General features: G+C 31.6%; 24 protein-coding genes. 23 read left to right on the top strand and 1 reads right to left on the bottom strand.

Annotated elements, in window-relative coordinates; translation table 11 throughout:
• Positions 1-5 precede the first annotated feature (5 nt).
• From D1815_RS00560 to D1815_RS00485, 16 genes are all read left to right on the top strand, one after another.
• Positions 6-938 carry a hypothetical protein gene (locus tag D1815_RS00560; protein WP_118385515.1) on the top strand — a complete coding sequence of 311 codons (933 nt, stop codon included), beginning with the start codon at positions 6-8 and terminating at the stop codon, positions 936-938.
• A gap of 60 nt (positions 939-998) precedes the next feature.
• The gene (locus tag D1815_RS00555) at positions 999-1,559 is read left to right on the top strand and encodes a hypothetical protein (RefSeq protein ID WP_118385514.1); all 561 of its coding nucleotides are present in this window, start codon (positions 999-1,001) and stop codon (positions 1,557-1,559) included.
• A 25-nt stretch (positions 1,560-1,584) separates the two neighbouring features.
• Positions 1,585-2,139, top strand: coding sequence for a hypothetical protein (locus tag D1815_RS00550; protein WP_118385513.1), 555 nt, complete (start codon positions 1,585-1,587; stop codon positions 2,137-2,139).
• A 20-nt stretch (positions 2,140-2,159) separates the two neighbouring features.
• Complete coding sequence (locus tag D1815_RS00545; RefSeq protein ID WP_147404417.1) at positions 2,160-3,455, top strand: hypothetical protein; 1,296 nt, start codon at positions 2,160-2,162, stop codon at positions 3,453-3,455.
• 238 nt (positions 3,456-3,693) lie between these two features.
• A complete protein-coding gene (locus D1815_RS00540; protein ID WP_162897315.1) occupies positions 3,694-4,152 on the top strand; it encodes a hypothetical protein in 459 nt (152 codons plus the stop codon).
• A complete protein-coding gene (locus tag D1815_RS00535; RefSeq protein ID WP_118385511.1) occupies positions 4,149-4,448 on the top strand; it encodes a hypothetical protein in 300 nt (99 codons plus the stop codon). Before D1815_RS00540 ends, D1815_RS00535 begins: the two co-directional genes overlap by 4 nt.
• 157 nt (positions 4,449-4,605) lie before the next feature.
• On the top strand, positions 4,606-5,100 hold the full coding sequence (locus D1815_RS00530) for a hypothetical protein (RefSeq protein WP_118385510.1): 495 nt from the start codon (positions 4,606-4,608) through the stop codon (positions 5,098-5,100).
• 540 nt (positions 5,101-5,640) lie between these two features.
• Positions 5,641-6,981, top strand: a complete 1,341-nt coding sequence (locus D1815_RS00525) for a M28 family peptidase (RefSeq protein WP_118385509.1) — start codon at positions 5,641-5,643, stop codon at positions 6,979-6,981.
• Between the two features lie 45 nt (positions 6,982-7,026).
• Positions 7,027-7,965: an alpha/beta hydrolase gene (locus D1815_RS00520; RefSeq protein WP_118385508.1), complete on the top strand. Its 939-nt coding sequence runs from the start codon at positions 7,027-7,029 to the stop codon at positions 7,963-7,965.
• Positions 7,966-7,975: 10 nt separating this feature from the next.
• A complete protein-coding gene (locus D1815_RS00515; protein WP_118385507.1) occupies positions 7,976-9,616 on the top strand; it encodes a M1 family metallopeptidase in 1,641 nt (546 codons plus the stop codon).
• Positions 9,616-10,425, top strand: a complete 810-nt coding sequence (locus D1815_RS00510; protein WP_118385506.1) for an arginase family protein — start codon at positions 9,616-9,618, stop codon at positions 10,423-10,425. Before D1815_RS00515 ends, D1815_RS00510 begins: the two co-directional genes overlap by 1 nt.
• A 5-nt stretch (positions 10,426-10,430) precedes the next feature.
• Positions 10,431-10,727: an ankyrin repeat domain-containing protein gene (locus D1815_RS00505; protein ID WP_035084572.1), complete on the top strand. Its 297-nt coding sequence runs from the start codon at positions 10,431-10,433 to the stop codon at positions 10,725-10,727.
• Positions 10,728-10,756: 29 nt separating this feature from the next.
• Complete coding sequence (locus tag D1815_RS00500) at positions 10,757-11,482, top strand: sulfite exporter TauE/SafE family protein (protein ID WP_027392116.1); 726 nt, start codon at positions 10,757-10,759, stop codon at positions 11,480-11,482.
• Positions 11,483-11,537: 55 nt separating this feature from the next.
• Positions 11,538-11,735: a Lacal_2735 family protein gene (locus tag D1815_RS00495; RefSeq protein ID WP_369899343.1), complete on the top strand. Its 198-nt coding sequence runs from the start codon at positions 11,538-11,540 to the stop codon at positions 11,733-11,735.
• Positions 11,736-11,756: 21 nt separating this feature from the next.
• Complete coding sequence (locus D1815_RS00490; protein ID WP_051335999.1) at positions 11,757-12,290, top strand: CIA30 family protein; 534 nt, start codon at positions 11,757-11,759, stop codon at positions 12,288-12,290.
• 86 nt (positions 12,291-12,376) lie between these two features.
• Entirely contained in the window at positions 12,377-13,507 is a 1,131-nt protein-coding gene (locus D1815_RS00485; protein ID WP_051336000.1) for a glycoside hydrolase family 26 protein, read from the top strand.
• A gap of 31 nt (positions 13,508-13,538) precedes the next feature.
• On the opposite strand, the gene D1815_RS00480 is transcribed toward D1815_RS00485, so the two are convergent.
• Positions 13,539-15,176, bottom strand: coding sequence for an ABC-F family ATP-binding cassette domain-containing protein (locus D1815_RS00480; RefSeq protein ID WP_118385505.1), 1,638 nt, complete (start codon positions 15,174-15,176; stop codon positions 13,539-13,541).
• A gap of 350 nt (positions 15,177-15,526) precedes the next feature.
• Here D1815_RS00480 and D1815_RS00475 point away from each other — a divergent pair, with 350 nt between their 5' ends.
• The 7 genes from D1815_RS00475 (at position 15,527) to D1815_RS00445 (ending at position 25,670) form a co-directional block, all read left to right on the top strand.
• The gene (locus D1815_RS00475) at positions 15,527-16,396 is read left to right on the top strand and encodes a hypothetical protein (RefSeq protein WP_118385504.1); all 870 of its coding nucleotides are present in this window, start codon (positions 15,527-15,529) and stop codon (positions 16,394-16,396) included.
• A gap of 117 nt (positions 16,397-16,513) precedes the next feature.
• Positions 16,514-17,092 carry a YdeI family protein gene (locus D1815_RS00470; protein WP_027392120.1) on the top strand — a complete coding sequence of 193 codons (579 nt, stop codon included), beginning with the start codon at positions 16,514-16,516 and terminating at the stop codon, positions 17,090-17,092.
• A 115-nt stretch (positions 17,093-17,207) separates the two neighbouring features.
• A complete protein-coding gene (locus D1815_RS00465) occupies positions 17,208-20,504 on the top strand; it encodes an amidohydrolase family protein (RefSeq protein WP_118385503.1) in 3,297 nt (1,098 codons plus the stop codon).
• Positions 20,505-20,534: 30 nt separating this feature from the next.
• Positions 20,535-20,996 carry a DUF3291 domain-containing protein gene (locus D1815_RS00460; RefSeq protein WP_118385502.1) on the top strand — a complete coding sequence of 154 codons (462 nt, stop codon included), beginning with the start codon at positions 20,535-20,537 and terminating at the stop codon, positions 20,994-20,996.
• Positions 20,968-22,371: an amidohydrolase family protein gene (locus tag D1815_RS00455; RefSeq protein WP_233557563.1), complete on the top strand. Its 1,404-nt coding sequence runs from the start codon at positions 20,968-20,970 to the stop codon at positions 22,369-22,371. The genes D1815_RS00460 and D1815_RS00455 overlap by 29 nt, the downstream gene beginning before the upstream one ends.
• A 58-nt stretch (positions 22,372-22,429) precedes the next feature.
• On the top strand, positions 22,430-23,446 hold the full coding sequence (locus tag D1815_RS00450; protein WP_027392124.1) for a pirin family protein: 1,017 nt from the start codon (positions 22,430-22,432) through the stop codon (positions 23,444-23,446).
• A 130-nt stretch (positions 23,447-23,576) separates the two neighbouring features.
• Positions 23,577-25,670 carry a transporter substrate-binding domain-containing protein gene (locus D1815_RS00445; RefSeq protein WP_118385500.1) on the top strand — a complete coding sequence of 698 codons (2,094 nt, stop codon included), beginning with the start codon at positions 23,577-23,579 and terminating at the stop codon, positions 25,668-25,670.
• The last annotated feature ends 2 nt before the right edge of the window (positions 25,671-25,672 follow it).

Raw genomic sequence — 25,672 nt, 5'->3', positions numbered from 1 at the left:
TAAATATGTCTGAAAAAAGAAAAAGAAAAAGTTTTTTGTTAGATGATGAAGAGACTAATTCATCTGTTATTACAAATCACAAAATTGAAGTATCTGGAGAACGACTTAAATACAGAACTGTTCAGTCAAACTCAACCAAGATAGAAGATGAAATTAGGAGTCACTCAGAATTAAAAAAGCAGTATAATATAGACCTAAACCTTCCTGATAATCGAGTAGCAGTACTTCTTAATGATCTACACTATGAGTTTATGCCACCGGTAATGGATAAGGTATATGAATTTGTTTCTAAAACCGAACATATCAGAAACAATATACAGTTTAGTTTAGATACCAACGGTAGATTGAATAAAATACTTAATCGAGAAAAAGTATTTCAGAATTGGACTGATCTAAAAGAGAATGGTCTTAAAGATATTGATTTCATTAAAAATCTAAAAAAAGATAATCCAGCTCAATATAAAAATATTCTTAGCGAGGGTGATCTACAATTCGCCACTACTAATAATAAACTAGAACTGGATTACCAAAGAGATTTATTGTATTTAGTTTTATTTGACAAGCATATTAAAGCTGTTGATCTAAGTAACATCCCTTCAGAAGAATATATATATACCTCTCAGTTATTTCCAAAAGTTCAGATACCAATGGAAATTAGGTACGATGTGATAGAAGAAAATGAAAAATCTATTACCTTAAGAAAGGTAGCAGATAGCATATTAGATGATACCTTATTAAAAAAGATAGAGGAACAATATAATATATTACACAAACCTTTAATTAAATATAGTTTTACAGAATATAAACTTACATTTAGAACACGTTATACTGTTGATAAAAATACCAGAATTATTAATGATGCTGAATTAACAATCATAGAAGATGTAGAACATAATATCCAGAGTACTTGTAAGTATAATCTAAGAAAACTTGATTAAGGTATCGAGACATACACATCATATAGAATCTATAAAGAAAAATTTATTTTTAAAACAGTAATGTATCGTTCTGAAGCACTTGCTCTTTTTATTGCATGTTTCGTTTTGGTATCCGGTATAATACTACCATTCTTATTAATGCATATATTTGAATTAAACGAATGGTATGAAACACTTTCTGGATTAATGAAGAGAGTATACAAATATGGTTTTGCAATGTTCTATCTATCCATAATGATGGCAATTCTCTCAACAATTTTCTTTAAAAAACTTATTATAGATTTAAATCAACAAAGAATATTTATAAAAACGAATTCGCAAAATATATTCATTGATACTCCTCTAAAGGATTTAGAATATATTAGTATTGTTGAGTATACTAAAACAGAAACAGATGGTGTTTTCTATATAAAGTTTAAACAAAAAACTAGCCGTTCATTATTTTTAAAAACTTTGAAGAAGAATTTTCATAAAAACAAGAACATATATTACCAAGAGTTTTTAGCTTTCAAAAAGCATTTAGAATATTATTTACAAAATTCCGGTTATCAAACTATTAAAGAAAAAAAGAAAAACAAAATCATCAAAAAATACGTACTAAACGATTCTCAGGAGTTATAATATTTTGGATAAAAAAATAACACACATGCAAAAAAAAGAGTTCGAATTCAAAGCTTTCATTTTTCGAAAATATTACCAAGCCGTTTTGGTTTTCCTTACGGGAAGTTTTCTAATAATTGGATTACCTTGGTTTATTATAACTGAGCTACTTTTTACTAGTTTAGGAAAGGTATCACTATTTCCTACACTTATAATTTATACTATTATAATCACTCCGTTTACTTGGGTATTTTTTAAACTTCTATTTCATTTCTTTTATTTGAAAACGTATGCCTTAGTAGGAGATAAAATTCTTATTAAGAGAGGTCATAAAACAATACTAGAATTAGATAGTAAAAAAATAACTCAAACCATTATTCGCAAAAATGATAACACTTCTTTAAAAAATCGTTACCGAACAATTGAATTAATCTGGAGTAAAAAAAAGCGTTTAAAAATTGTTAGTAGGGATAAAAATCAGGAAGGTGTTTTTAATGATTTTATCGAATCATATTTATCTTTTTTTAATATAGATTCTAATTCTTTGAGTAAGCAATTAATAAATAAACAAGGAGATTATAAATTAATATATAATCATTAACTTTTTAGAATTCAACTAAAATGAGCAGTTATTTACCAGAAAAGACTTTTGTAGTTTGCACCATGCAAATGAGTCCAACCAAAGGACAATTACTAGCAGATCCAGATAGAAGAGATATAGACGTTCTTCATTCTAAAAAAGATGTTGCTCTCTTAACAGAAGTTGATTTAATCTTGATGAATGATTTTGGCTGTCAAAATAAATGGCAAGGACCCGCTGTAAAAGCTGGCTTCATTGCCGGTTTTTTTGCAGGATTAGCTATAGCTGCAGCAGTAGCTTTCAGTGTTTGTACATTTGGTGTAGGAGCTATAATTATTGGTGCTGCGGCAATAGCTGCAACTGCTTATACCTATGCTGCGGTCAAATCTAATAGCACAAAATGTACACCACAATTAAAAACTTGGGTCAATCCACATCCTACCGTATCTTTTAATAAGTCGGCAGCCGTTACACAAACCTCATTTATGACTTGTGGTGCCGGCGGAATGTTACAACCCTTTATTAGCCCATCTGCTGCAAATTCTGCTGCAAAGAGAATCGCTTGGTCGAATCGAGGAGAAGTTGGATTATCTGGTCTTATTTCTTTTATGTTTGGAACGTCTGTAGGTTACACTCTAGGAACTTCTGGTTTCATTGCTGCTGGCGCAGAAGCTGGAACAGGAATATTAGGAGCATATCTAGTTTATGCCCCTATTACTTATGGAGAGAAAAAAGGTATGCGTAATTGGTTTAAGAGCGATACAGGAGATACAACATACGATCGTTTGATAGCAAATCAGGAAAGTAATGAACAACCGGAATGGTTTGATTTTACATATGATACCGCTGACGATGATTACAATCCTACTGGGCTAAAGGATGCTTCAGGCAAAGCTTATGATCGTTCTGTAGAATTGTTTAGAATCAATCAAAATGATAGGTACATAGAACGTATGATGAATGTAGAAGGTACTCAAGCAGAACAAAGAGCAGCAAGAGAAGCAATTGCTAAAGAAATGTCAAAAACCAAATCTGGAGCAGAAGCCGTAAGAGAAATGCGAAGAAAAGGTAGTGGAGAAATTTTGCCAAGAACAAAAACGCAAACAAAAGGAAATAGAGCCACTTCAGCTCATAGAAGCAATGCCCGAACAGCGAGATCTCAGGCAATATGGGGAACTAAAAACAAAGGATATTCTAATGGAATAGCTTTTAATGGTGTTGCTTTAATGTTACCCTTATTGGTAACTCCTTTAGATGAATATACAATAAAAGCAGCAGCAGATTTTGCCGAGGAAGATATTGCCAATGGTAGTTCTATATCTTCAACCACTCATTAGATATGTAAATATTTAATTTGATGCCTATTTAATGTTTAGAAAAAACAATCTAAATTTACTTATAAAGATAGGATACGGTTGTAGTATTCTAATAGGAAGTTTATTATTAATACTTGTTCTTATATCCATTTTTTCTAACAGCCTTAACTTTAGCTTTAAACTGCTTTATCTTATAATACCCATGATATTATATATGATATACCTAAAGGCTATCGTCGAAAAACATTATATCAAATTGGTGAGTAAAGAAATCTCTAGTTGGCAAGAAATCTCCTTAAAAATAGATAAAGTAATAACCTCAGAAGTTCTTAAAAAGGTTTTTAACTATTATGGCATGGGTGCAAATGTTTATGAATACTATATCACTTTTTTCAACGAAGAACTTGCCAAACACATAACAATTAGCTCTATAGGCTACAAACCTACATATGACATCATATCCAATTGGAAAAACAGAATGATTACCGTTTTTATGAACACCGAAAATATACATAAGAAATATAATTATAATGAAAAGAAGAAAATAAGCAATGTAAAAATTTTCAGGTTCGTAAAAGACCGCCATAACTTAGAAACAACATATAAACAAAGTGTTCATGAGTTTGTTGCTAATAAAAGACAATTAGAAGGGCTTTTGATAATTTTTATACCGCTGTTTATAAGTTTTTTCTGTATTTATTTAATAATTCAATTATGAAAACTACACAATTACTTTTTTTAGGTTTGGCTTTTTTTATTATCAGTTGCTCAGAATCCATTACTACTACCGTAGCTAAGCAAGCTTGTCAATGTATTGAGAATGATACCGCTAAAGACACTAGAGTTTGTACTAATAAAGCTATTATTGATAACAAAGAGGTTTTAGAAAATGAGTATAAAGAACAAGGCATTTCTTTACTAAATGAAAACAATGAGGTAAATCCATTTTATTTTCAATTAATATACATGACAATGTTACAAAGTGAATGTCCTGAATTAACTACAGGTAAATAGATTGGAATGATAAATTAAAAATGTGACTTTGATTCTCATTTATTCTTTATTTGATAGAATTATTAATGATGCTGAATTAACCATTATAGAGGATATAGAACATAACATTCAGAGTATGTGTAAATATAGTGTAAGAAAGTTGTAGATTAAAAAAGGGATGCTAGTATTAGCTGTTTTATTGATCATATTTTTTATTAGCAAAGATTTATTGTTTATTGTTAAGCCATATAAAAAGCATTCAATTTCGTCACTTTTAAAGGATAAAATAATAAAAGACTCTCTTTCATATGAATTTACAACTGTAACAATTAATTCTGTAAGTGAAATATATGGATTTAAGAGTCAACCAAACAATGTAGTCTTTGGCGTAAAATATTTCAACGCAGATAAATCCTGTTGGGTTAAAACTTTAGTGGATGCACCTTATCTTTTATTTATAGGAACCAATAAAAAGGAAGGTGAAGTTATTGAAGTTCTTTATGATAAAAGTGCGGATTGTAATACTAATAAAAATGCTATTTACGTACCGAATCAAAAAGATACCAGAGAAGTAAAGTATATTAAATTGATAAAAATAGGTGTATTATCATTATTTATTATTTTTTTAATTCGAGATATTTTTTTTAAAGCAAAAAATAGAACAGAAAAATAGTACTATAACGCATTACCAATAGGTTATTTATCTAGAATATATTGAATGAAAAAAGATATTTAAAAAATTAGTAGTAGGGATAAAAATCAGGAAGGTATTTTTAGTGATTTTACCGAATAATATTTATCTTTTTTTGATATAGATTCTAATTCTTTAAGTAAGTAAATAAGGAGATTAATAAATTAATATATAATCATTGGTTTTTCAGAATTCAACTACAATGAGTAGTTATTTACCATAAAAGCAGCTGCAGATTTTGCCGAGGAAGATATATCAAACTTAGCTTACTCCTTAAAATAGGTTACAGTTATGGAGTTCTATTTGTTGGTTTATTACTAGTGCTATTATTAATTTCCATATTCTCAGATAGCTTTAACTTTAGTTTTAAACTCCTATACCTTATCATTCCAGTAATGGTATATCTAGTATCTATAAGAGTTTTTTGTTGAAAGATAGGAATAGCAATTGATCTTATAAATTTGTTAAGGAGCAGTAGTCAATGATACCTTTTACTTAAATTAGGCGATCAAATTAATACACATGAAGACAATTTTCACCTCAACACTCTTTTTATTTTCTATTATTTTAACTGCTCAAACCGATCAAAGAATATATGATATTATTGATGCTGTTTCTTCGGAAAGAATTGAAACAGATATAAAAAAATTAGCTGGATTTGGCACCAGACATACCTTAAGTGATACGATATCCGAAACTAGAGGAATTGGTGCTGCAAGAAGATGGATCAAATCAGAGTTTGATAATATCTCTAAAAGTTGTAACAATTGCTTAGAAGTATTTTATCAAAAAGATTTGGTAAAAAAAGGAGCTAACCAACGTATCGTTAAAGATGTGATGGTAGTCAATGTAGTAGCAATACAGCGTGGTACAAAATACCCTAATCGGTTTATTATGATGAGTGGTGATATCGATTCACGTATTACTGATCCTACTAATTTTACTGATGATGCTCCTGGAGCTAATGATAATGCAACTGGAATGGCCGGAGCTATAGAAGCCGCCAGAGTTTTATCCAAATATAAATTCGAAAATAGCATTATCTATGTTGGTTTATCTGGCGAAGAGCAAGGTCTCTTTGGAGGAAAAGGATTAGCAAACTTTGCAAAAACAAAAAATTGGGAAATCATTGGAGTAATGAACAATGATATGATTGGAAATATCAAAGGAGTAGATGGTGTTATCGACAATAGAACATTTAGGATTTTTTCAGAGCCTACGAATCTCACTGATGATCAAAAAACAGTAGAAAGAAGACGTTTTTATGGAGGTGAAGTAGATGGAATATCCCGTCAGTTAGCTCGGTATATTCATAAAACTACTAAAACATATATGCCAGAAATGAATCCTATGATGGTTTATCGTTTAGATCGTTTTGGTCGTGGTGGCCATCATCGTCCATTTAATGATGCTGGTTTTGCTGGAATCCGTATTATGGAAGCGCACGAAAATTATACGCAACAACATCAAGATATAAGAGAAGAAGACGGTATTAAATATGGAGATGTAGTTGAACATGTTAATTTTGAATATGCCGCAAAACTCACAGCTGTAAATGTAATTAATATGGCGAGTATCGGTTGGGCGCCTCCCGCTCCTACTGAAGTTAAAATCGGAGGGATTGTAGAACCATCAGTTAAATTTAGATGGAAAAAATCAGATGACCCTAATATCAAAGGATATAAAATTTACTGGAGAGATACTACTTCTCCTACTTGGGATCATAGCCGATTTGTTGGCAGTGTAGACAACTTTACGTTAAATGGTATTGTTATTGACAATTACTTTTTTGGTATATCTGCAGTAGGAAAAAATGGTCATGAAAGTCCAGTAGTATTTCCATCTGGGATATTTAGAAAATAAACTATTTCTAAGTATATTAACCTTGCTAATTTAACCACACAATTCATGAAAACCTTAAAGATTATAGCTGTTTTTGCACTTCTTTGTATAATTTCTTGCAAACAAGAATCTTTCAAAGAGAAAACATTCATATCCAATGATATTGCCTCATTATTCCCTTCTGAAACAAAAGGAAAGGTTATAATACATGAAAATTTTAAATCAGAACACGTAATCCCAAGAAATGTAGAAGTATTTCTTCCGGATGGATATGATGCTAATTCCAAAAAGAAATACAATGTATTATATATGCATGATGGACAAAATGTTTTTAACTCAAAAACATCATATACAGGCATTGATTGGGGTGTTGATGAAGCTGTTGATAGTTTGATTAAGATCTCAAAGATTAAAAACACGATCGTTGTTGCTCCTTGGAATACGGTAAAAAAACGGTTTTCTGAATATATGCCTAAAGCTCCTTCTGAAGCAACCAGTAGTGCAGAAGTGAAAGCTGCTTTAAAACAAAATACGGGTTTTGATGATTTGTATTCTGATCAATATCTGAAATTTTTAGTAGAAGAATTAAAGCCTTTTATCGACAAAACATATAATGTTTATACTAAGATGGAAAACACTAGTATAATGGGATCATCTATGGGAGGATTAATTTCATTGTATGCGATCTGCAAATATCCCGAAGTCTTTAGTGCAGCAGGATGTGTATCAACGCATTGGCCGGTTCCTGTTTTAGGAGAAGCATATATAAAAACCCTACCTTCTACCCTTCCAGATCCTACAACTCATAAAATATATTTTGATTTTGGAACAGAAACGTTAGATGCCCAATATGAACCCTATCAAAAACAGGTAGATCAAATGATGATAGATAAAGGATATACCAAAGGTGAAAATTGGATTACTAAAAAATTTGAAGGTGCTGCGCATGATGAAAGGAGTTGGAATAACAGAATACATATTCCACTAGAATTTTTATTACAATAAATTAAACAAAATGAATAAGTTTTTCTTTACGGTCTATATTGTTTGCGGACTATCACCAATATTCTCGCAAACCTCACTTTTTGATGAGCATCAAAAATTTACAAGACAAGATTCTTTAAGAGGTTCTATTACTCCAGAACGCGCTTGGTGGGACCTCACCTATTATCATTTGGACATATCAGTAAATCCTGATAAAAAATTAATAAAAGGAAAAAATACAATTCATTATAAAGTATTAAAAAATCATAATGTACTACAAGTGGATCTTCAACCACCATTAGTTATAGAAAAGGTAATACAAGATGGAAAAGAACTAAAAGTAACCTCTGAAGAGAATGCCCATTTCGTTACGCTTTCCAAAAAACAAATAAAAGGAAGCATCAATTCGATAGATGTTTATTACAGTGGTAATCCAAAGGAAGCCGTTCGTGCACCTTGGGATGGAGGAATTTCGTGGAAAAAAGACAGTAACGGAAAACACTTTGTTGCTTCCTCTTGTCAAGGATTAGGAGCGAGTGTCTGGTGGCCTAATAAAGATCACATGTATGATGAAGTAGATAGTATGTTAGTAAGTGTTACCGTTCCAAAAGGGTTAATGAATGTGGGTAATGGAAGACTTCGTAAAGTAGAAGAGCGCACGCTCAATACTAAAACATTTCATTGGTTTGTGCAAAACCCTATCAATAATTACGGTGTAAATATCAATATTGGTGATTACGTACATTTTGGAGAACAATATGATGGAGAAAAAGGCAATCTTGACATGGATTACTACGTATTAAGGGATAATCTTGAAGATGCCAAAAAACAATTTAAAGATGCTCCAAAAATGATGAAATCTTTTGAGCATTGGTTTGGACCTTACCCTTTTTATGAAGATAGTTTTAAATTAGTAGAAGCTCCATATTTAGGTATGGAACATCAGAGTTCTGTAACCTACGGAAATAAGTACGTAAATGGCTACTTAGGCAATGATTTATCTGGTACTGGTTGGGGATTAAAATTTGATTTCATTATTATACACGAATCCGGTCATGAATGGTTTGCTAATAATATTACCTATAAAGATATCGCCGATATGTGGATTCATGAAAGTTTTACTGCGTATTCAGAAAACCTATTTTTGGATTATCACTATGGTAAACAAGCTTCTTCCGAATATGTAATAGGTACACGTCAAGGAATTAGAAATGATAAGCCAATTATTGGAAGATATCACGTAAATAACGAAGGATCTAGTGATATGTATTATAAAGGAGCTAATATGTTGCACACCTTACGTCAACTAATAGAAGATGATGAAAAATGGAGATCTATTTTAAGAGGATTAAATAAAGATTTTTACCATCAAACCGTTACTACGAAACAAATTGAAGATTATCTAAGTAAAAAAACCAATATTGACCTAACAGCTTTTTTTAATCAATATTTAAGAGATACAAGAATACCTACTTTAGAATATAGTTTTGACGATAATGGATTAAAATACAGATATATTGATATTGTTGAAGATTTTGATATGCCCGTACGTTTAAAAATAAACGGAAAAGATCAATGGGTACAGCCAAATACAAAGTGGCAAACGCTAAAAGTAAAAACAAATGAAATTGTAATCGATCCTAATTTTTATATAAATACCAAATCTATATAATGAAAATTTATTTTCCTCAATGGCAAGGATCTGGAACCGGTAAAAATATAGAAGATGGAGCCAAAGCCATCTTAGAGTATCTTAATGATCCAGAATTTGTTCATATCCCATTATCAAAAATAGCAGCTGGAAAAAATGGAGAAAGAAAACATCATATTAATAATTATGATGCAATCACAGATCAATTGACTTGTCTAAAAACACAAATTGACCAAACACAACCAAACACAATCAAAACCATTGGTGGGGATTGTGGATTAGAAATTGTTCCTGTCTCTTACCTTAATCAAAAATATCCTAATCTAGGTGTAATTTGGTTTGATGCACATGCCGATATAAATAAACCTTGTGACTCCCCTAGCTGTAACTTTCATGGTATGCCATTAAGAACATTATTAGGAGAAGGATCTGATCATATGAACCCTTTATTGTTCTCTACAATTAAAGCGTCGCAAATACATTATGTCGGCTTAAGAGATATTGATGATACAGAACAAAGTAGAATTGATAAGGGAGAAATTTATGCCCCAAAAAATATAAATATTACAAATTTGATCGAAACTTTACAATCAAAAAATATTACAAAACTATATATACACTTTGATTTTGATTGTCTAGAACCCAATGATTATAGTAAAACATATTATCAGGTAGCTGATGGTGTTACCATTTCAGAATCTGAAACTTGCATAAAAGCATTACAAGAAAATTTCACTATCGTTGGTAGTAGTGTTCTAGAATCAATTACCACAGATATTTCTGAATTACACCCTATTGAAAAAATTATTAATTTATTAATGAATACCTAAAAACTATGTCAGGAGGTAATTGGAAAGATATGCTATTAGCATCGCAAACAGGTGATCTAGAATTGGTGAAATACTACGTCAAAATAGGAGTTGATATTAATTACCAACATCCGGAAGCTATGACAACACCACTTATCGAAAGTCTTAGGTTTGGAAATCTTGACATTGCTAGGTTTTTATTAAAAAATAACGCAGATGTACATGCTAAAGAAGGGTTTAGTGGAGATACTGCATTGTCAGTAGCAACCGAAAAGCAAGATCAAAAGGCTATAAACTTATTACAACCTTATCTAAAGCCATAAATTAACACCTAAAAGTCAATTCTTAATAAATGACCGCATATATTATATCATTTATAGCTGCCATTATACTCGGGATGTCTAAATCTGGATTAAAAGGAATGGGAGTTCTTATTGTTACATTAATGGTATTAGTTCACGGAGCTAAAGCTTCAACCGGTATTGTGTTACCTCTTTTAATTTTTGCGGATATACTCGCTGTTATATATTATAATAGACACGCTCAATGGAAATACCTTATCAAATTTCTTCCTTGGATGATCGCTGGCGTATTGGTTGCTGTGTTTGTTGGAAAAGATCTTAGCGAAGATGTTTTTAAAAAAGGAATGGCAATTATCATAATCATAAGTGTTATTATTATGTTTCTTTGGGAACGTTATGAAAAGAAAAATATCCCAACCGCTATTTGGTTCGCTGGATCAACTGGTTTCTTAGCTGGATTTACTACAATGATTGGGAATTTGGCAGGTGCATTTGCGAACATATTTTTTCTTGCCATGCGCATTCCAAAAAATGAATTTATCGGAACCGCTGCGTGGTTATTCTTTATAATCAATTTAATCAAGTTACCTTTTCATATTTTTAGTTGGAAAACGATTACCTACCAATCAATATTTACTGATTTATATTTAATCCCAGGAGTTATACTAGGGTTTATAATTGGGCTAAAAGTGGTGAAACTTTTTAAAGATCATCAGTATCGAAAGTTTATTTTGATCATGACAGCTATCGGAGGAATCGTAATTCTATTTCGATAATTTAAATCCCATATCCATGTTATTTAAGATAACTTTCTCATATGTTTAAAGCCTTATGCATTACCTTTATAAGAAAAGGTTAGCTATGTTTACATTATTTAAGAAAAAATCAGAGAAAGAACAACTTCAAAAAAAGTACCGCTTGTTAATGGAAGAATCCTATAAGCTTTCCCACACGAATCGTAAGGCAAGTGATAACAAACAAGCTGAAGCCGAGGAAATTTTAAAACGAATAGAACAACTTTCTGAGTAATACAAACGTTTTAAAGCAAAAATGATCAGTCATATAACATCATATATATTTACTCTTTTAATGACATCTTCCTTACTTATTTTTGATTTTAATAAAAATAGCGATTTATCAAATTGGACCATAGTAAATGATGTCATTATGGGTGGTGTATCTAATAGTACTCTAGAAATTAATCCTGATGGAAATGCTGTTTTTTCTGGTACTGTTTCTTTAGAAAACAATGGTGGATTTTCATTGGTTCGGTATCGTTTTGAAACTTTAAAAGTACAAGGATATACTAAGGCCATAATCAGACTAAAAGGAGATCCAACTACATATCAGTTTAGAGCTAAAACTAATTCTAATGATCGATATTCTTACATAGCAATTTTTGAGACTACCGGTGAATGGCAAACTATTGAAATCTCATTATCCGAAATGTATCCGGCATTTAGAGGAAGAAAATTAGATCTTCCTAATTATCAAACTGAACAAATGCAAGAAGTTGCTTTTCTGATTGGCAACAAAAAAGAAGAAAAATTCGAACTAGTAATTGATATAATAGAATTAAAATAAACAACCACTAACTCTTCTATTCATTTCACTTTCAACAACTTCATCTGTAATGATATCACTTTTTATTCGACTAATTGAGAAAAAATATGAATAAAGGCTTTGGGATTCTTTTTTTTAACATTCTAGTATTTTTTAGCTGTTCTACAGATGACCAAATTCTATATGACCCAAATGCCGAAAGAAATCCTCCAGTAATTGCGCACAATGGTATTTTCGCTGACGCTGATTTATGTCAAGAAGCAAAGGATTTATATACTAGATTAATTTCTTCTACACAAAAAGGAATTGCTTTTGGAAGGCAAGAAGCTTTCGGAACAGGCAACAATTTTCCCATGCCTGATAAACTTGATAATGATTTTTTTGAAGTTGCTAATGATCATCCAGCGATTGCTGGTTTTGACTTAGAACTTATATCGCTTCAAAACACCTTAGTGATTGATAATTTTATAGAAAAATTTACTAATGCGGTAGTAGAGGCGCATGAAAATGGAAGTATTATCACCATGAGTTGGCACGCAGTAAATCCAAGCCATATCCAAGGTTTTGATCGAAGAGATACTGTAGTCCAAGACATGCTAGAAGGTGGAGAATTTAGAGACCTTTTTTTAGAGTCTTTAAGAAAAGCAGCTACTCTTTTTAAAAATTTAAAAGATTCAGAAGGAAAACCAATACCGGTATTATTTAGACCTTGGCATGAAATGAATGGTGATTTCTTTTATTGGGGCGAAGGCTTTAGAACTACACAAGAGTATATTCAACTATTTAGAGATACAGTTACCATTCTGTCAGAAGACTTAAACGTTCATAATTTGATTTATATATATTCTCCCAATTGGGTCTCAGACGCTTCAGAGTATATGAGAAACTATCCTGGTGATGCCTATGTAGATATGTTTGGTGTTGACGTATATGACTTTATGAATGGGAGATTTTTACAAAACTCACTAAATAATTTGCAAATAGTAGAAAGTATCGCAACTGACAAAAATCGTCTTTTTGCACTTACGGAAACCGGATTAACTAATATAACTCAAGATACTTGGTGGACAGAAAGTCTTTATAAAGCAATTCGCAGTAGCAGTATTTCGTATGCTATGGTATGGCGTAATGATACACCTTCCTTTTTTCACGTTCCTTTTTTAACGCACCCCTCAGTTAATAATTTTAGAGATTTTGTAGAAAAAGAGACCATTTTATTAAGTAGCGAAACCAAATAAAAAAATATCATTTTATATTGATTCTAAGAAGTTATGCTTTTAAATCTATTTCTTTTAAACTCTCCATTCTATTTCTTTCTAAGAAAGCATCAATAGTTTCGAAATGCTCAATTACTCTTTTATTTTTAAATTCAAACACCTTATTAGATAATCCTCTTAAAAAATCTCGATCATGCGATACCAATATCAATGTCCCATCAAAATTTAACAGTGCTTCCTTAAGAACATCTTTGGATCGTATATCTAAATGATTCGTTGGCTCATCTAAAATAAGAACATTTACAGGTTCTAAAAGTAATTTAACCATTGCCAATCTAGTTCTTTCTCCTCCAGAGAGTACATCCACCTTTTTATCAATATGATCGCCACTAAACATAAACTGACCTAATATATTCTTAATTTGTGTTCTTACATCTCCTTTTGCAACTTCATCGACAGTCTGAAAAACAGTAAGGTTTGGATCCAATAATGATGCCTGGTTTTGAGCAAAATATCCAACTTTAGCATTATGTCCTAGATCACACTGACCTTCAAAATCAATTTCTCCCATAATTGCTTTGATCATAGTAGATTTTCCTTCACCATTTCTACCTACGAAAGAAACTTTTTCTCCTCTCGCAATAGACATACTGGCATCTTTAAAAACTACATGATCATCATATTTCTTGGATAGTTCTTTAGCTATAACAGGATAGTCTCCAGAACGTGCAGATGGTGGAAATCTTAGTTTCAATGAAGAAGTGTCTATTTCATCTATTTCTATAATATCAAGTTTCTCCAGCATACGTTCTCTAGAATTTACCTGATTTGTTTTAGAATACGTTCCTTTAAACCTTTCTATAAATTGTTTTGTATCAGCTATAAATTTTTGTTGTTCCTGATATGCCTTTAATTGGTGAGAACGTCTTTCTTCTCTTAACTGAAGATAATGCGTATAATTAGCCTTATAATCATAGATTCTTCCCATAGTAACCTCTATTGTTCTATTGGTTATATTATCTATAAATGCCTTATCATGAGAAATCACAATAACTGCCTTCGCCTTATTGAGTAAGAAATCTTCTAACCATATCACAGATTCTATATCCACGTGATTCGTAGGTTCATCTAATAATATAAGATCTGGTTTTTGCAATAATATTTTAGCAAGCTCAATTCGCATTCTCCATCCGCCGCTAAATTCACTAGTTGGCCTTGTAAAATCTTCTCTCCTAAAACCTAGTCCTTGTAATGCCTTTTCTACTTCTGCATCATAATTTACCTCTTCTATTGCATAAAATTTTTCTCCAAGATCTGTAACTTTTTGGATGATTCCCATATATTCATCCGAATCATAATCTGTACGAGTTTCTAATTCTTTGTTCAATTGATCCATTTGATGCTGCATATCATGAATTTGACCAAACGCTTTAGACGCTTCTTCAAACACTGTACAATCATCATCTGTTAACAAATGCTGTGGTAAATAAGCTATCACAGCTTCTTTGGGACAACGTACATTTCCTCTGGTAGCTTTCTGTACACCTGCAATAATCTTCATCATAGTAGATTTACCTGCTCCATTTTTACCCATTAGGGCAATCTTATCATTTTCATTAATCACAAAAGAAACATTACTAAATAATGTCTCACCACTAAACTCTACAGCAATTCCATCAACAGAAATCATATTATCATATTTTTAAAGGTGCAAAACTATAAAAAAGCAGGTCACTACAAAGAAATTATATGAATATCAATTTCTACTACCTACTTTATCATTATTACAAATTGAAAAAAAAGATAGAACTATAGAAATCCATATAACCTTAATAATTAGGCATATTAATTAATATTAATGGAAATCTAACTATAAACCACCGGCCAACAAGGGAAAATAACCCTAAAAATATCGGGGTAACAACTACTCATAAATAGCTATTTACTCATTTTAAAACAACCACTTACATACTAATTTTGTTTTCAGAAAGACAATTCCGGAAGCCTTTCATTAATTAAATACTTTTAAAACCAATAATTATGAAAAAATCAATTTTTAAAACACTTGCCATTGCATGTACCTTTGGTATTGTGTTTGTAGCTTGTGAAAACAAAGAAGATGAGTTACAAGATGAACAATTACAGGAGTTACAGGAAACTCCTACCAAAAATGCTGCATACTTAGATGAATTAAGTGAAACTTCTTATGAGGTAGCAAAAATTCAAAAAGATGGGCACGAATATCATTTTATTGCATTAGGTGATAAAGATGAAATGATTGTAGCAGAGACATTATACGGAAATGCTTCTAAAAATGCTGAAGAAAGTCTGCATAGCATAGAACAATCTCCTTTTAATCTTTTTATTGCATTGACATCTAATTCTGTGTCCGTACCAGAACGCGTAGCAAAAACAGCGAAAGGTTTAGAATTAGAACAATCTGGTAGAAATATTGAAAAAAATGGTGCTTTATTAGAGATCAAAGATCCAAATTACGCAGAAGCTATAGACCAAAAAGCTTGCTATGATATAGGAGCTACTGATTTTAGAAATATTTATTGTGGTGGAGTTCCTGTTGTATCAACACCAACAGATATACGCTTCTGCGATAATGGATTATGGACTTCATTAACACGTAATTCTTATTATGGTGGTGATTGGAAAGAATTAGATGATACGTATACGCGTACTAACGTAGTTTGTGGGTTAACCAGATTACAATTTTATGCTTGGGAAAACACAGCTTCTTGGCCTTTTAGCGATTGGAAATGGGTATTAAAATATCAGGTAGACTTACCGAATGGATACTGGTATTACTATTACTATACTTCTACAAATACTGAGAGACAAGTAAAAAGAACACGACCAACTAGTAGTGGGTCTTTTAGAGCCTACACTAGATTCTATTAGACGAACATATTACACAAAATAGTGAGACCCATTATACATTTATGTTAATGTATAATGGGTCTTTTATTTCACTAAAATTAGTAACTTTCCGTTTAAAATTAAAACCCTACCAATCTCATGATTACCAAACCAGAACTATACTTTAAAAATGATCAAGAATGGCGTCGTTGGCTTCATGAAAATCATACAAGTTCTGAAGGAATATATTTGATTTTTTATAAAGTAGAAAGCAAACAACCAAGTATGCGTTGGGAAGAAGCTGTAAAAGTAGCACTCTGCTATGGATGGATTGATTCTACGGTAAAAAAACTCGATAATGAAAAAAGAAGACAGTATTTCTGTCCTAGAAAACCTAAAAGTGTTTGGAGTAAAGTAAACAAAACATATATCATGGAATTGATCAAAAACAATTTAATGCAGGATAGTGGTCTAAAATCTATTAGTATTGCAAAAGAAAATGGATCTTGGACAGCATTAGATAATGTAGAAAATGGAGTCATCCCAGAGGATTTACAAAAAGCATTTAATACTAATAAAATAGCATACACCAACTATTCTAACTTTGCCCGAAGTTATCGAAAAAGTTACCTTTACTGGCTAAATCAAGCCAAACGTCAAGAAACTAGAGATAAAAGGATTTTGGAAATTATCAAATTTTGTAAAGCTAATATCAAAACTAGAGATGGTGGTAGATAAACCAAATACTAAGAAATACCACTTTTGATCCCATGATTCCCTACATTCCATTAACAACACTTTAAGACATTTTGTTGTCTAATTCATTATTTTCGATTCAGATAAATCAAATACCATGCACAAACACATCATAACTACCCTATTCTTAGGGCTGTTTCTAATATTTAATACCCAAGCACAAAAAGACAAAAAAGAAGATAAATGGGATGTTTCTAATCCTAATGGTCAGTTTAATTATAAAGATCATAGTTTTACGACTGATGAGGGTACCTGGATGAATCTAGATGTAAGTCCCGACGGAAAAACTATTGTTTTTGACCTTATGGGAGATATTTATAGCATTCCTATAACGGGAGGAAAAGCCGAAACCTTACGTACAGGAATTCCTTTTGAAGTACAGCCTCGTTTTAGTCCAGATGGATCAAAAATATCTTTTACTAGTGATGCAGGTGGTGGAGATAATATTTGGACAATGAATTTGGATGGAAGCAATCCCAAGCAAATAACTAAAGAAAAATTCCGATTACTAAATAATGCCTATTGGATGCCAGATGGTAATTATATCGTTGCTAGAAAACACTTTACATCACAACGGTCTTTAGGAGCTGGAGAAATGTGGCAATATCATATTACGGGAGGATCTGGAGTACAACTAACGAAAAGAAAGAATGATCAACAAGACGTAAACGAACCTAGTATTTCATCTGATGGAAAATATATGTACTATAGTGAAGATGTTTATCCCGGCGGTTTTTTTCAATACAACAAGGATCCAAATAAACAGATTTATGTAATCAAACGATACGATTTTGAAACTGGAAAAACCACAAGAATAACTGGTGGTCCTGGAGGAGCTGCAAGACCACAAATTTCAAGAGATGGAAAAAAATTAGCATTTGTAAAACGAGTACGAACTAAGACAGTATTATATATCCATGATTTAGAAACTGGTGAAGAATGGCCCATTTATGATCAATTAAATAAAGATCAACAAGAAGCTTGGGCAATTTTTGGGGTTTACCCCAATTTTAGTTGGATGCCAAATAACCAAGAGATTATATTTTGGTCAGCAGGAAAAATTCATAAAATAAATGTGGAGAACTCTAATGTAACTAATATCCCTTTTACTGTAGATGCTACTCTAAAAATAGCCGAAACTGTACATTTTAATTCCCCAGTATCTCCAAAAGAATTTACCGCTAAAGTTATTCGTCATGCTGTTACCTCTCCTGATAAAAAAACATTAATATTTAGTGCTTTGGGGCATCTATGGAGTAAAAAATTACCTAAAGGAAAACCACAGCGATTAACAACGCAGAATACTGATTTTGAGTTCGAGCCAAGTTTTTCTCCTGATGGTAGAAACATAGTATTTGTAACCTGGAATGATGAAACATTAGGTGCTATTTGTAAAATTCCAATTACTGGAGGAACTCCTATAAAACTAACATCCGGAAAAGGTATCTACAGAACTCCTTCATATAACCCTTCTGGTAGTTTAATTACATATCGAAAAGAAGGAGGAAATAATGACCAAGGAAGAAGTTTTAGTAAAAAAACTGGTATTTATACCATGTCTTCTTCCGGAAGTAATTCGAAATTGGTTTTAAGAGAAGGAGAATATCCAACTTTTACGAAAGATGGAAAACGTATTTTCTATCAAACAGGAGGAACTTACTTTGGAAGTCTAACGAAAGAATTGAAATCAGTAGATCTTAATGGACAAGATAAAAAATCGCATATAAAATCAAAATACGCCAACCGATTAGTTCCGAGTCCTGATAATAAATGGATCGCATTTACGCATTTGCATAAAGCCTATATAGCTCCTCTAATTATTAATGGAAAAACAATTGACTTAGACAATAAATCAACCTTAGTACCCGTGTCACAAATTTCTAAAGACGCTGGTATCAACTTACATTGGTCTAAAGACAGTAAACAAATATTCTGGACACTAGGAGATGAATATTTTTCAAATAATATTAAAGATAGGTTTATCTTCTTACCAAACTCTCCAGAAAAAGTAGGAGAAATAACCAGCAATGGGACTCCTATTGGTTTAATTACAAAAACAGATGCTCCAACCGGAAAAATTGCCTTCACTAATGCACATATCATCACTATGGAAGGTGACAATGTAATTGAGGAAGGAACTATTATCATAAATGGAAATACGATAGAAAAGATTGGAAAAACAAGTAATATTAGCATTCCACAAAATGCAAAAGTATTCGACGTTAGAGGAAAAACAATTATGCCTGGTATCGTAGATGCACACGCACACGTTGGAGCATTTAGGTATGGATTAACGACGCAGAAGCATTGGCAACTATATGCTAATTTAGCTTTTGGGGTAACAACTGCTCATGACCCTTCTGCAAATACGGAAACTGTTTTCAGTATTTCGGAACTACTAAAAAGTGGAAAAATGGTGGGACCTAGACTCTACTCTACTGGTTTTATATTATATGGTGCGGACGGGGATTTTAAAGCAGTTGTAAATAATCTCGAAGATGCCAGATCTTCCATTCGTCGAACAAAAGCTTTTGGAGCTAAATCCGTAAAAAGTTATAATCAACCTAGAAGGGATCAGAGGCAGCAGGTTATGCAAGCCGCTCGTGAATTAGAAATTAATGTCGTTCCCGAAGGAGGTTCTACTTTTTACCACAATATGAGTATGATCATGGATGGACATACAGGTGTAGAGCATAATATACCAGTAGCGCCAGTTTATAAGGATGTATATGAATTATGGAAAACTAGTAAAACTGGATATACACCCACATTAATTGTAAACTACGGAGGAATGAATGGAGAATATTTCTTCTACCAAAAAGGTAATATTTGGGAAAATGAAAAATTATTAAAATACACACCAAGATCTATCGTAGATGCTAGATCTCGTCATAGAACAATGGTTCCCGATGAAGAATATGAAAATGGACATATTTTGGTTTCTAAAACTGCGACAAAATTGACCAATGAAGGTGTCAAAGTTAATTTAGGAGCTCACGGTCAATTACAAGGTCTTGGAGCTCATTGGGAACTATGGATGCTTCAACAAGGTGGTATGACCAATATGCAAGCATTGCAAGCTGCAACCATAAATGGTGCTAATTATATCGGTGCAGGTAATGATATAGGATCGCTTAAAGAAGGAAAACTAGCGGATTTAATCGTTCTAGATAAAAACCCTTTAGAAAATATTCGAAATACAGAAACAGTAAAATATACTATGGTTAATGGAAGATTATATGACACAGAAACCATGAATGAAATTGGAAATACAACAAAAGAAAGAACGAAATTTTGGTGGGAAAATTCTAAATCTAACAAAGCTTTTCCTTGGCACGAAACGGCTCAGAGTTTTATGAAACCAGGTTGCGGGTGTCATCTAGGTCATAATTAAAAAGAAAATAGACAATCAAAAACAAAAAATATGCAATTAGCACAGGTAAATATTGCTGAAATGTTAGCCCCTATTAATGACCCTATTATGGCTGATTTTGTAAATAATTTAGATCGCATCAATGAATTAGCCGAACAAAGTGATGGTTTTGTATGGAGATTAAAGGGTGACGAAGGAAATGCGACTGCATTAACAGTTTTTGACAATCTTTTTTTGATCATCAATATGTCCGTTTGGGAAAGCATGGACGCACTATTTAGCTTTACGTATAAATCAGATCATGTAGCAATATTAAAAAGGAAAAAAGAGTGGTTTCATAAAATGCCTAGAATGCATATGGCATTTTGGTACATAGAAAATGGTCACGAGCCTTCTCCAGAAGAAGCTAAAGAAAGACTATACTATTTACAAGAGCACGGAGAAACTCCGTATGCATTCTCATTTAAAAGTAAATTCACAAAAGATGATGCTATCAATTATCAAAAACTATAAAATAGCCTTATGTGTAATTACACTTCTAAGCACTTTAAGTTGCTCTAAAAAGGAAAAAAAACATTACGATATTGTAATTTCTAATATAAATCTGGTAGAGATTGAAAATGGAAATATTACAACTAAAACTGTATTTATCAATAATGGAAAAATAATAAAAATAACGTTATTAGATAGTGTTGACACCTATAGAGCAAAAAACAAAGTAGACGGAACGAATAAATACCTTCTACCTGGATTTTGGGATAATCATATTCACCTTAGAGGAGGAGATTCTTTGGTAGAAGAAAACAGGAATTTACTTCCTCTATTTATTGCTAATGGAATAACAACTGTAAGAGATGCAGGTGGAGACTTAACATTAGAAATTTTAAAATGGAGAAAAGAAATAAGTGATAACACATTGGTTGGACCAACTATCTATACTTCTGGTCCTAAGCTAGATGGATCAAATGCCACTTGGGCAGGTTCTTTACCTATAGAATCATCAGAAGATATTACCAAAGCATTGGATTCTTTAGAAAAAATCCCTTCAGATTTTGTAAAAATATACGACAGCAGAATTTCTAGGGAAAATTATTTAGAAATATTAAAACAAGCCTCGGCTAGAGGCATCATATCTTCAGGTCACATGCCGTTTACAGTAGAGCTTAATGAAGCTGTAAATTCTGGTATCGGAGCAATTGAACATTTATATTATGTCTTAAAAGGGTGCTCTTCTCAAGAATCCGAAATCACTCAGGCCATTATTCGTAAAGAATTAAGTTTTTGGGATGCTATGGATGATTTAATCATAAGTTATAATGATTCAATTGCTCAACAAACATTTAAAGATCTAAAGAAAGCGAACACTTATGTTGTTCCGACATTACACATCGGAGACATCCTAAGTTATCTGGATGAAGTAGATCATAGTAATGATCCTTATCTAAAAATTATAGGGAAAGGAATTATTAAAACCTATGAAGGTAGAATCAAACGTGCATTAACGGCATCTGATGAATCTAAAAAATCAAGAAAAGAATTAAATACCTTTTTTAAAGGTTTAACTAAATCCCTGCAAGATGCTGATGTAAAACTTTTGGCAGGTTCGGATAGTGGTGCTTTTAACTCCTACACATATTCTGGAATTTCATTACATAAAGAACTAGAAGCAATGGTATCAGCCGGTTTAACCCCTTTAGAAGCAATACAGACCTCAGCATATCACGGATCTCATTATCTTAAAAAAAATGAAGTTTCTGGTACAATTAAAATTGGAAAAGTTTCTGATTTAGTTATTCTTAATAGTAACCCGATACAAAATATTAAGAATACTAAAGATATTTATAAGGTTATTAAAGGAAATAAAGTTTATGATCCTAAAAACATGTAACTTGATTAACTTATAATAATATATCTGATTTTTTTTAGGTCCAGAAAAACAACTATTTATGGATGCAATCAAAAAAATAAAACCATTAGGATTTACCTGGGAAACTCCAGATCCATTTTTATTCTGTGCTTATCATGAAGATCAATACCCTAAAGGAAATGAAGAATTAGGTCCAAATGCTTCTCTAGAAGGAAGAAATATTGGGCAAGATTTTATTATCAAAGATGGTTGGAGAATGTATCACGGTAGTAAAGTACCTGGTTTTCCTGCGCACCCACATCGCGGATTTGAAACTATAACAATTGTGCAAAAAGGACTCGTTGACCACTCCGATTCTTTAGGAGCAGCTGGACGTTTCGGTAATGGCGATGTGCAATGGATGACTGCTGGTAGAGGTGTGCAACATTCTGAAATGTTCCCTCTATTAAATTCCGAAGAGGAAAACCCCTTTTTACTATTCCAAATTTGGCTTAATCTTCCTAAAAGTAAAAAAATGGTAGCCCCACATTTTAAAATGCTTTGGAGTGAAGAAATACCCAAATTAAATATCGCTGATGAACATGAAAGGACAACAGAAATAACCTTAATTTCTGGAAAAATAGAAAATCAAAATGCTGCAGATCCAGCTCCGAATTCTTGGGCATCCAATTCAGAAAACGAAGTTTTAATAGCTACTATAAAAATGGCACCGAATGCCCAATACACATTTAAGAAGGCATCAGAAGGAATAAATCGTTCTATTTTCTTTTTTAAAGGAAATGAAATTGAAAGTGATGGATATAAAATCCCAGTAAATCATGAACTTGTTACCATCGCAAATAAAGATTTGACAATAAATAATGGAAATAAAGAATCTCATTTATTACTTCTTCAAGGAAAACCAATTAGTGAACCTGTTGTTAAACAAGGTCCTTTCGTAATGAATAGTCAGCAAGAAATTAGAGAAGCCATTATAGAATACCAACAAACTCAATTTGGTAAATGGCCTTGGCCTAGCTATGATCATGTACATAATAGGTCTAAAGGACGTTTTGCCTTGTATCCTGATGGAAGTCAAATTATTAAAGACTCTTAAGTACTCAAAAGCAATACTTTACACCTTTACAACTATAGTTTTAAAAGTAGTATCCTTTTAAAACTACTATTAAAATACTATCTTTATTAAAGGGAAAGAAAAAAGTTAAGTATTTAAACTGTAAATTCATATGCTAAAAAAAGTACTGTATTTCTTCCCAATCTTCCTTTTATTTTTATCTACATTATCATGTTCGAAAGAGACAGTTATCAATGACTTAGAAAAAGAATGGTTAGAGAAAAATGATAGTATTATTGTTGCCATATATCCATATTACCCGCCATATCAGTTTGTAAATGAACAAAATGAAATTGATGGTATTTTCATCGATTATTTAAAACTGATTGAGCAGAAAATTGATTACAAATTTCAAAAAAAACGTTATGATCATTGGCCCAAATTAATACACGATGTAAAAAACAATACCGTTCAATGTATATTAGAAATCCAAGAAACTAAGGAACGAAAATCATATTTAAACTTTTATGCCCCATTATTTAAGTCCCCTCATGTAATTGTAACTAGAAGGGATGCTAATTTTGGAATTAATATTAATAGTTTAACGGATAAAACTATTGTATTACCTGAAGATTATGCCATTACAGAAATTTTAAAGCGTACTTATCCAAATTTTAATATTGTAACTGAAAAAGATGAACAAACCTGTTTAATTAAATTAAACTCTGGAGTCTATGATGCTTACATAGGACCTAAAGCTTTGGTTAATTATTATATAAGGATAAAGAAATTAAATGATATCGAAATAACTTCGGACACTAACTTAGATTATGAACCCGGTTTTGCCGTTAATAAAACTAACACAACACTACATAACATTTTTTCTAAAGTACTATCCAATATAACAAAAGAAGAAAAAGAATCAATCTTAAATAATTGGTACTATAGTAATGTTACCCCTTTTTATCAAACTCCTACTTTCTGGATAATGGTATTCTTAATTACATTATTATTGTTCATTTTAGGAGCTTCTTTCAATGCGTATCTAAAATATAAAATTAAACAGAAAACCGAAGAATTAATAATTGCAAAAGATATTGCTGAAGAAAGCAATCGCCTAAAAACAAATTTTATCTATAATATTCCGCAAGAAATAAGAACTCCTATGAATGGAATTATAGGACTTTCAGAATTTTTAAATGATAACAATTTAAGTGCAAAAGAGCGACAAAAATATACACAAATGATTATTGGAAATAGTAAAGAATTACTATCAATTATCGATAATATTTTAGAAATTTCTCAATTACAAACTAAAAGATTTACTCTTAGGCTAATCGAAATCGATCTTCGAGATGTATTTCATACATTAACTTCTCAATATCAAGTAAAAGTAGAAGAAAAAAATATTAAAATTAATATTAAAAGTAAACTTACAAATTCAGAAAATTTAGTTTTAATGGATCGTCCAAAACTAAACAAGGTTCTGAACGTTTTTATGGATAATGCAATTAAATATACCGATAATGGATCTATTGATATTATGTACTCCATAATAGATGATTTTTTATCTATTTCTATTAAAGATTCTGGTATTGGGATTGAAGAAAAAAAGAAAAATAAAATAATTAATAGCCTAGATCCAACAAAAAACTCTATAAATCTAATCGAAAAAAATATTGGATTAGGGTTAGGACTTACTATTGCTAAAAAAAATGCTGATTTTATTGGTGGTCAAATTACAGTAATAAGTAAGGAGCATGAAGGAACCACGTTTTTATTAAAAGTTCCATATAATCAAGTCAAAAAGAATAGTTCAAATACAAAGAGGACGGATGATAAAAACTCCATTAAGAAAGAAAAGAATATCATATTAATCGCCGAAGATGGTGAAACTAACTTTTTATTCCTTAAAACAATTCTTACCAAAATGAACGATTATGATTTTACAATCTATAGAGCAAAAAATGGTCAAGAAGCTGTAACCATTTGTGAAGAAAATGAGAATATTGATTTAGTTCTTATGGATATTAAAATGCCGATTATGAATGGATATGATGCTACCGCCTATATCAAAAAAATGAGACCCAATTTGCCTATCATCGCTCAAACTGCTTATTCCATAGAAGACGATGTACAAAAAGCTTTGGATGCTGGATGTGATGATTTTGTTTCTAAGCCTGTAGATAAAAAAATATTAAGACCGATGTTAAATAAGTATTTCCCATTATTTAAAAGTAGAAATAAGACTTCTAACACTCCATAATA

The organism is Aquimarina sp. AD1 (genome assembly GCF_003443695.1).
Classification (GTDB): domain Bacteria; phylum Bacteroidota; class Bacteroidia; order Flavobacteriales; family Flavobacteriaceae; genus Aquimarina; species Aquimarina latercula.
Note: the sequence above shows the minus strand (reverse complement) of the source record. Positions and strands in the feature narration are given on the sequence as shown.

Bases quoted from the DNA above. Each gene is read 5' to 3' on its own strand.
- D1815_RS00560 (WP_118385515.1), top strand. From the start codon at position 6: ATGTCTGAAAAAAGAAAAAGAAAAAGTTTTTTGTTAGATGATGAAGAG.
- D1815_RS00555 (WP_118385514.1), top strand. From the start codon at position 999: ATGTATCGTTCTGAAGCACTTGCTCTTTTTATTGCATGTTTCGTTTTG.
- D1815_RS00550 (WP_118385513.1), top strand. From the start codon at position 1,585: ATGCAAAAAAAAGAGTTCGAATTCAAAGCTTTCATTTTTCGAAAATAT.
- D1815_RS00545 (WP_147404417.1), top strand. From the start codon at position 2,160: ATGAGCAGTTATTTACCAGAAAAGACTTTTGTAGTTTGCACCATGCAA.
- D1815_RS00535 (WP_118385511.1), top strand. From the start codon at position 4,149: ATGAAAACTACACAATTACTTTTTTTAGGTTTGGCTTTTTTTATTATC.
- D1815_RS00530 (WP_118385510.1), top strand. From the start codon at position 4,606: ATGCTAGTATTAGCTGTTTTATTGATCATATTTTTTATTAGCAAAGAT.
- D1815_RS00525 (WP_118385509.1), top strand. From the start codon at position 5,641: ATGAAGACAATTTTCACCTCAACACTCTTTTTATTTTCTATTATTTTA.
- D1815_RS00520 (WP_118385508.1), top strand. From the start codon at position 7,027: ATGAAAACCTTAAAGATTATAGCTGTTTTTGCACTTCTTTGTATAATT.
- D1815_RS00515 (WP_118385507.1), top strand. From the start codon at position 7,976: ATGAATAAGTTTTTCTTTACGGTCTATATTGTTTGCGGACTATCACCA.
- D1815_RS00510 (WP_118385506.1), top strand. From the start codon at position 9,616: ATGAAAATTTATTTTCCTCAATGGCAAGGATCTGGAACCGGTAAAAAT.
- D1815_RS00505 (WP_035084572.1), top strand. From the start codon at position 10,431: ATGTCAGGAGGTAATTGGAAAGATATGCTATTAGCATCGCAAACAGGT.
- D1815_RS00500 (WP_027392116.1), top strand. From the start codon at position 10,757: ATGACCGCATATATTATATCATTTATAGCTGCCATTATACTCGGGATG.
- D1815_RS00495 (WP_369899343.1), top strand. From the start codon at position 11,538: ATGCATTACCTTTATAAGAAAAGGTTAGCTATGTTTACATTATTTAAG.
- D1815_RS00490 (WP_051335999.1), top strand. From the start codon at position 11,757: ATGATCAGTCATATAACATCATATATATTTACTCTTTTAATGACATCT.
- D1815_RS00485 (WP_051336000.1), top strand. From the start codon at position 12,377: ATGAATAAAGGCTTTGGGATTCTTTTTTTTAACATTCTAGTATTTTTT.
- D1815_RS00480 (WP_118385505.1), bottom strand. From the start codon at position 15,176: ATGATTTCTGTTGATGGAATTGCTGTAGAGTTTAGTGGTGAGACATTA.
- D1815_RS00475 (WP_118385504.1), top strand. From the start codon at position 15,527: ATGAAAAAATCAATTTTTAAAACACTTGCCATTGCATGTACCTTTGGT.
- D1815_RS00470 (WP_027392120.1), top strand. From the start codon at position 16,514: ATGATTACCAAACCAGAACTATACTTTAAAAATGATCAAGAATGGCGT.
- D1815_RS00465 (WP_118385503.1), top strand. From the start codon at position 17,208: ATGCACAAACACATCATAACTACCCTATTCTTAGGGCTGTTTCTAATA.
- D1815_RS00460 (WP_118385502.1), top strand. From the start codon at position 20,535: ATGCAATTAGCACAGGTAAATATTGCTGAAATGTTAGCCCCTATTAAT.
- D1815_RS00455 (WP_233557563.1), top strand. From the start codon at position 20,968: ATGATGCTATCAATTATCAAAAACTATAAAATAGCCTTATGTGTAATT.
- D1815_RS00450 (WP_027392124.1), top strand. From the start codon at position 22,430: ATGGATGCAATCAAAAAAATAAAACCATTAGGATTTACCTGGGAAACT.
- D1815_RS00445 (WP_118385500.1), top strand. From the start codon at position 23,577: ATGCTAAAAAAAGTACTGTATTTCTTCCCAATCTTCCTTTTATTTTTA.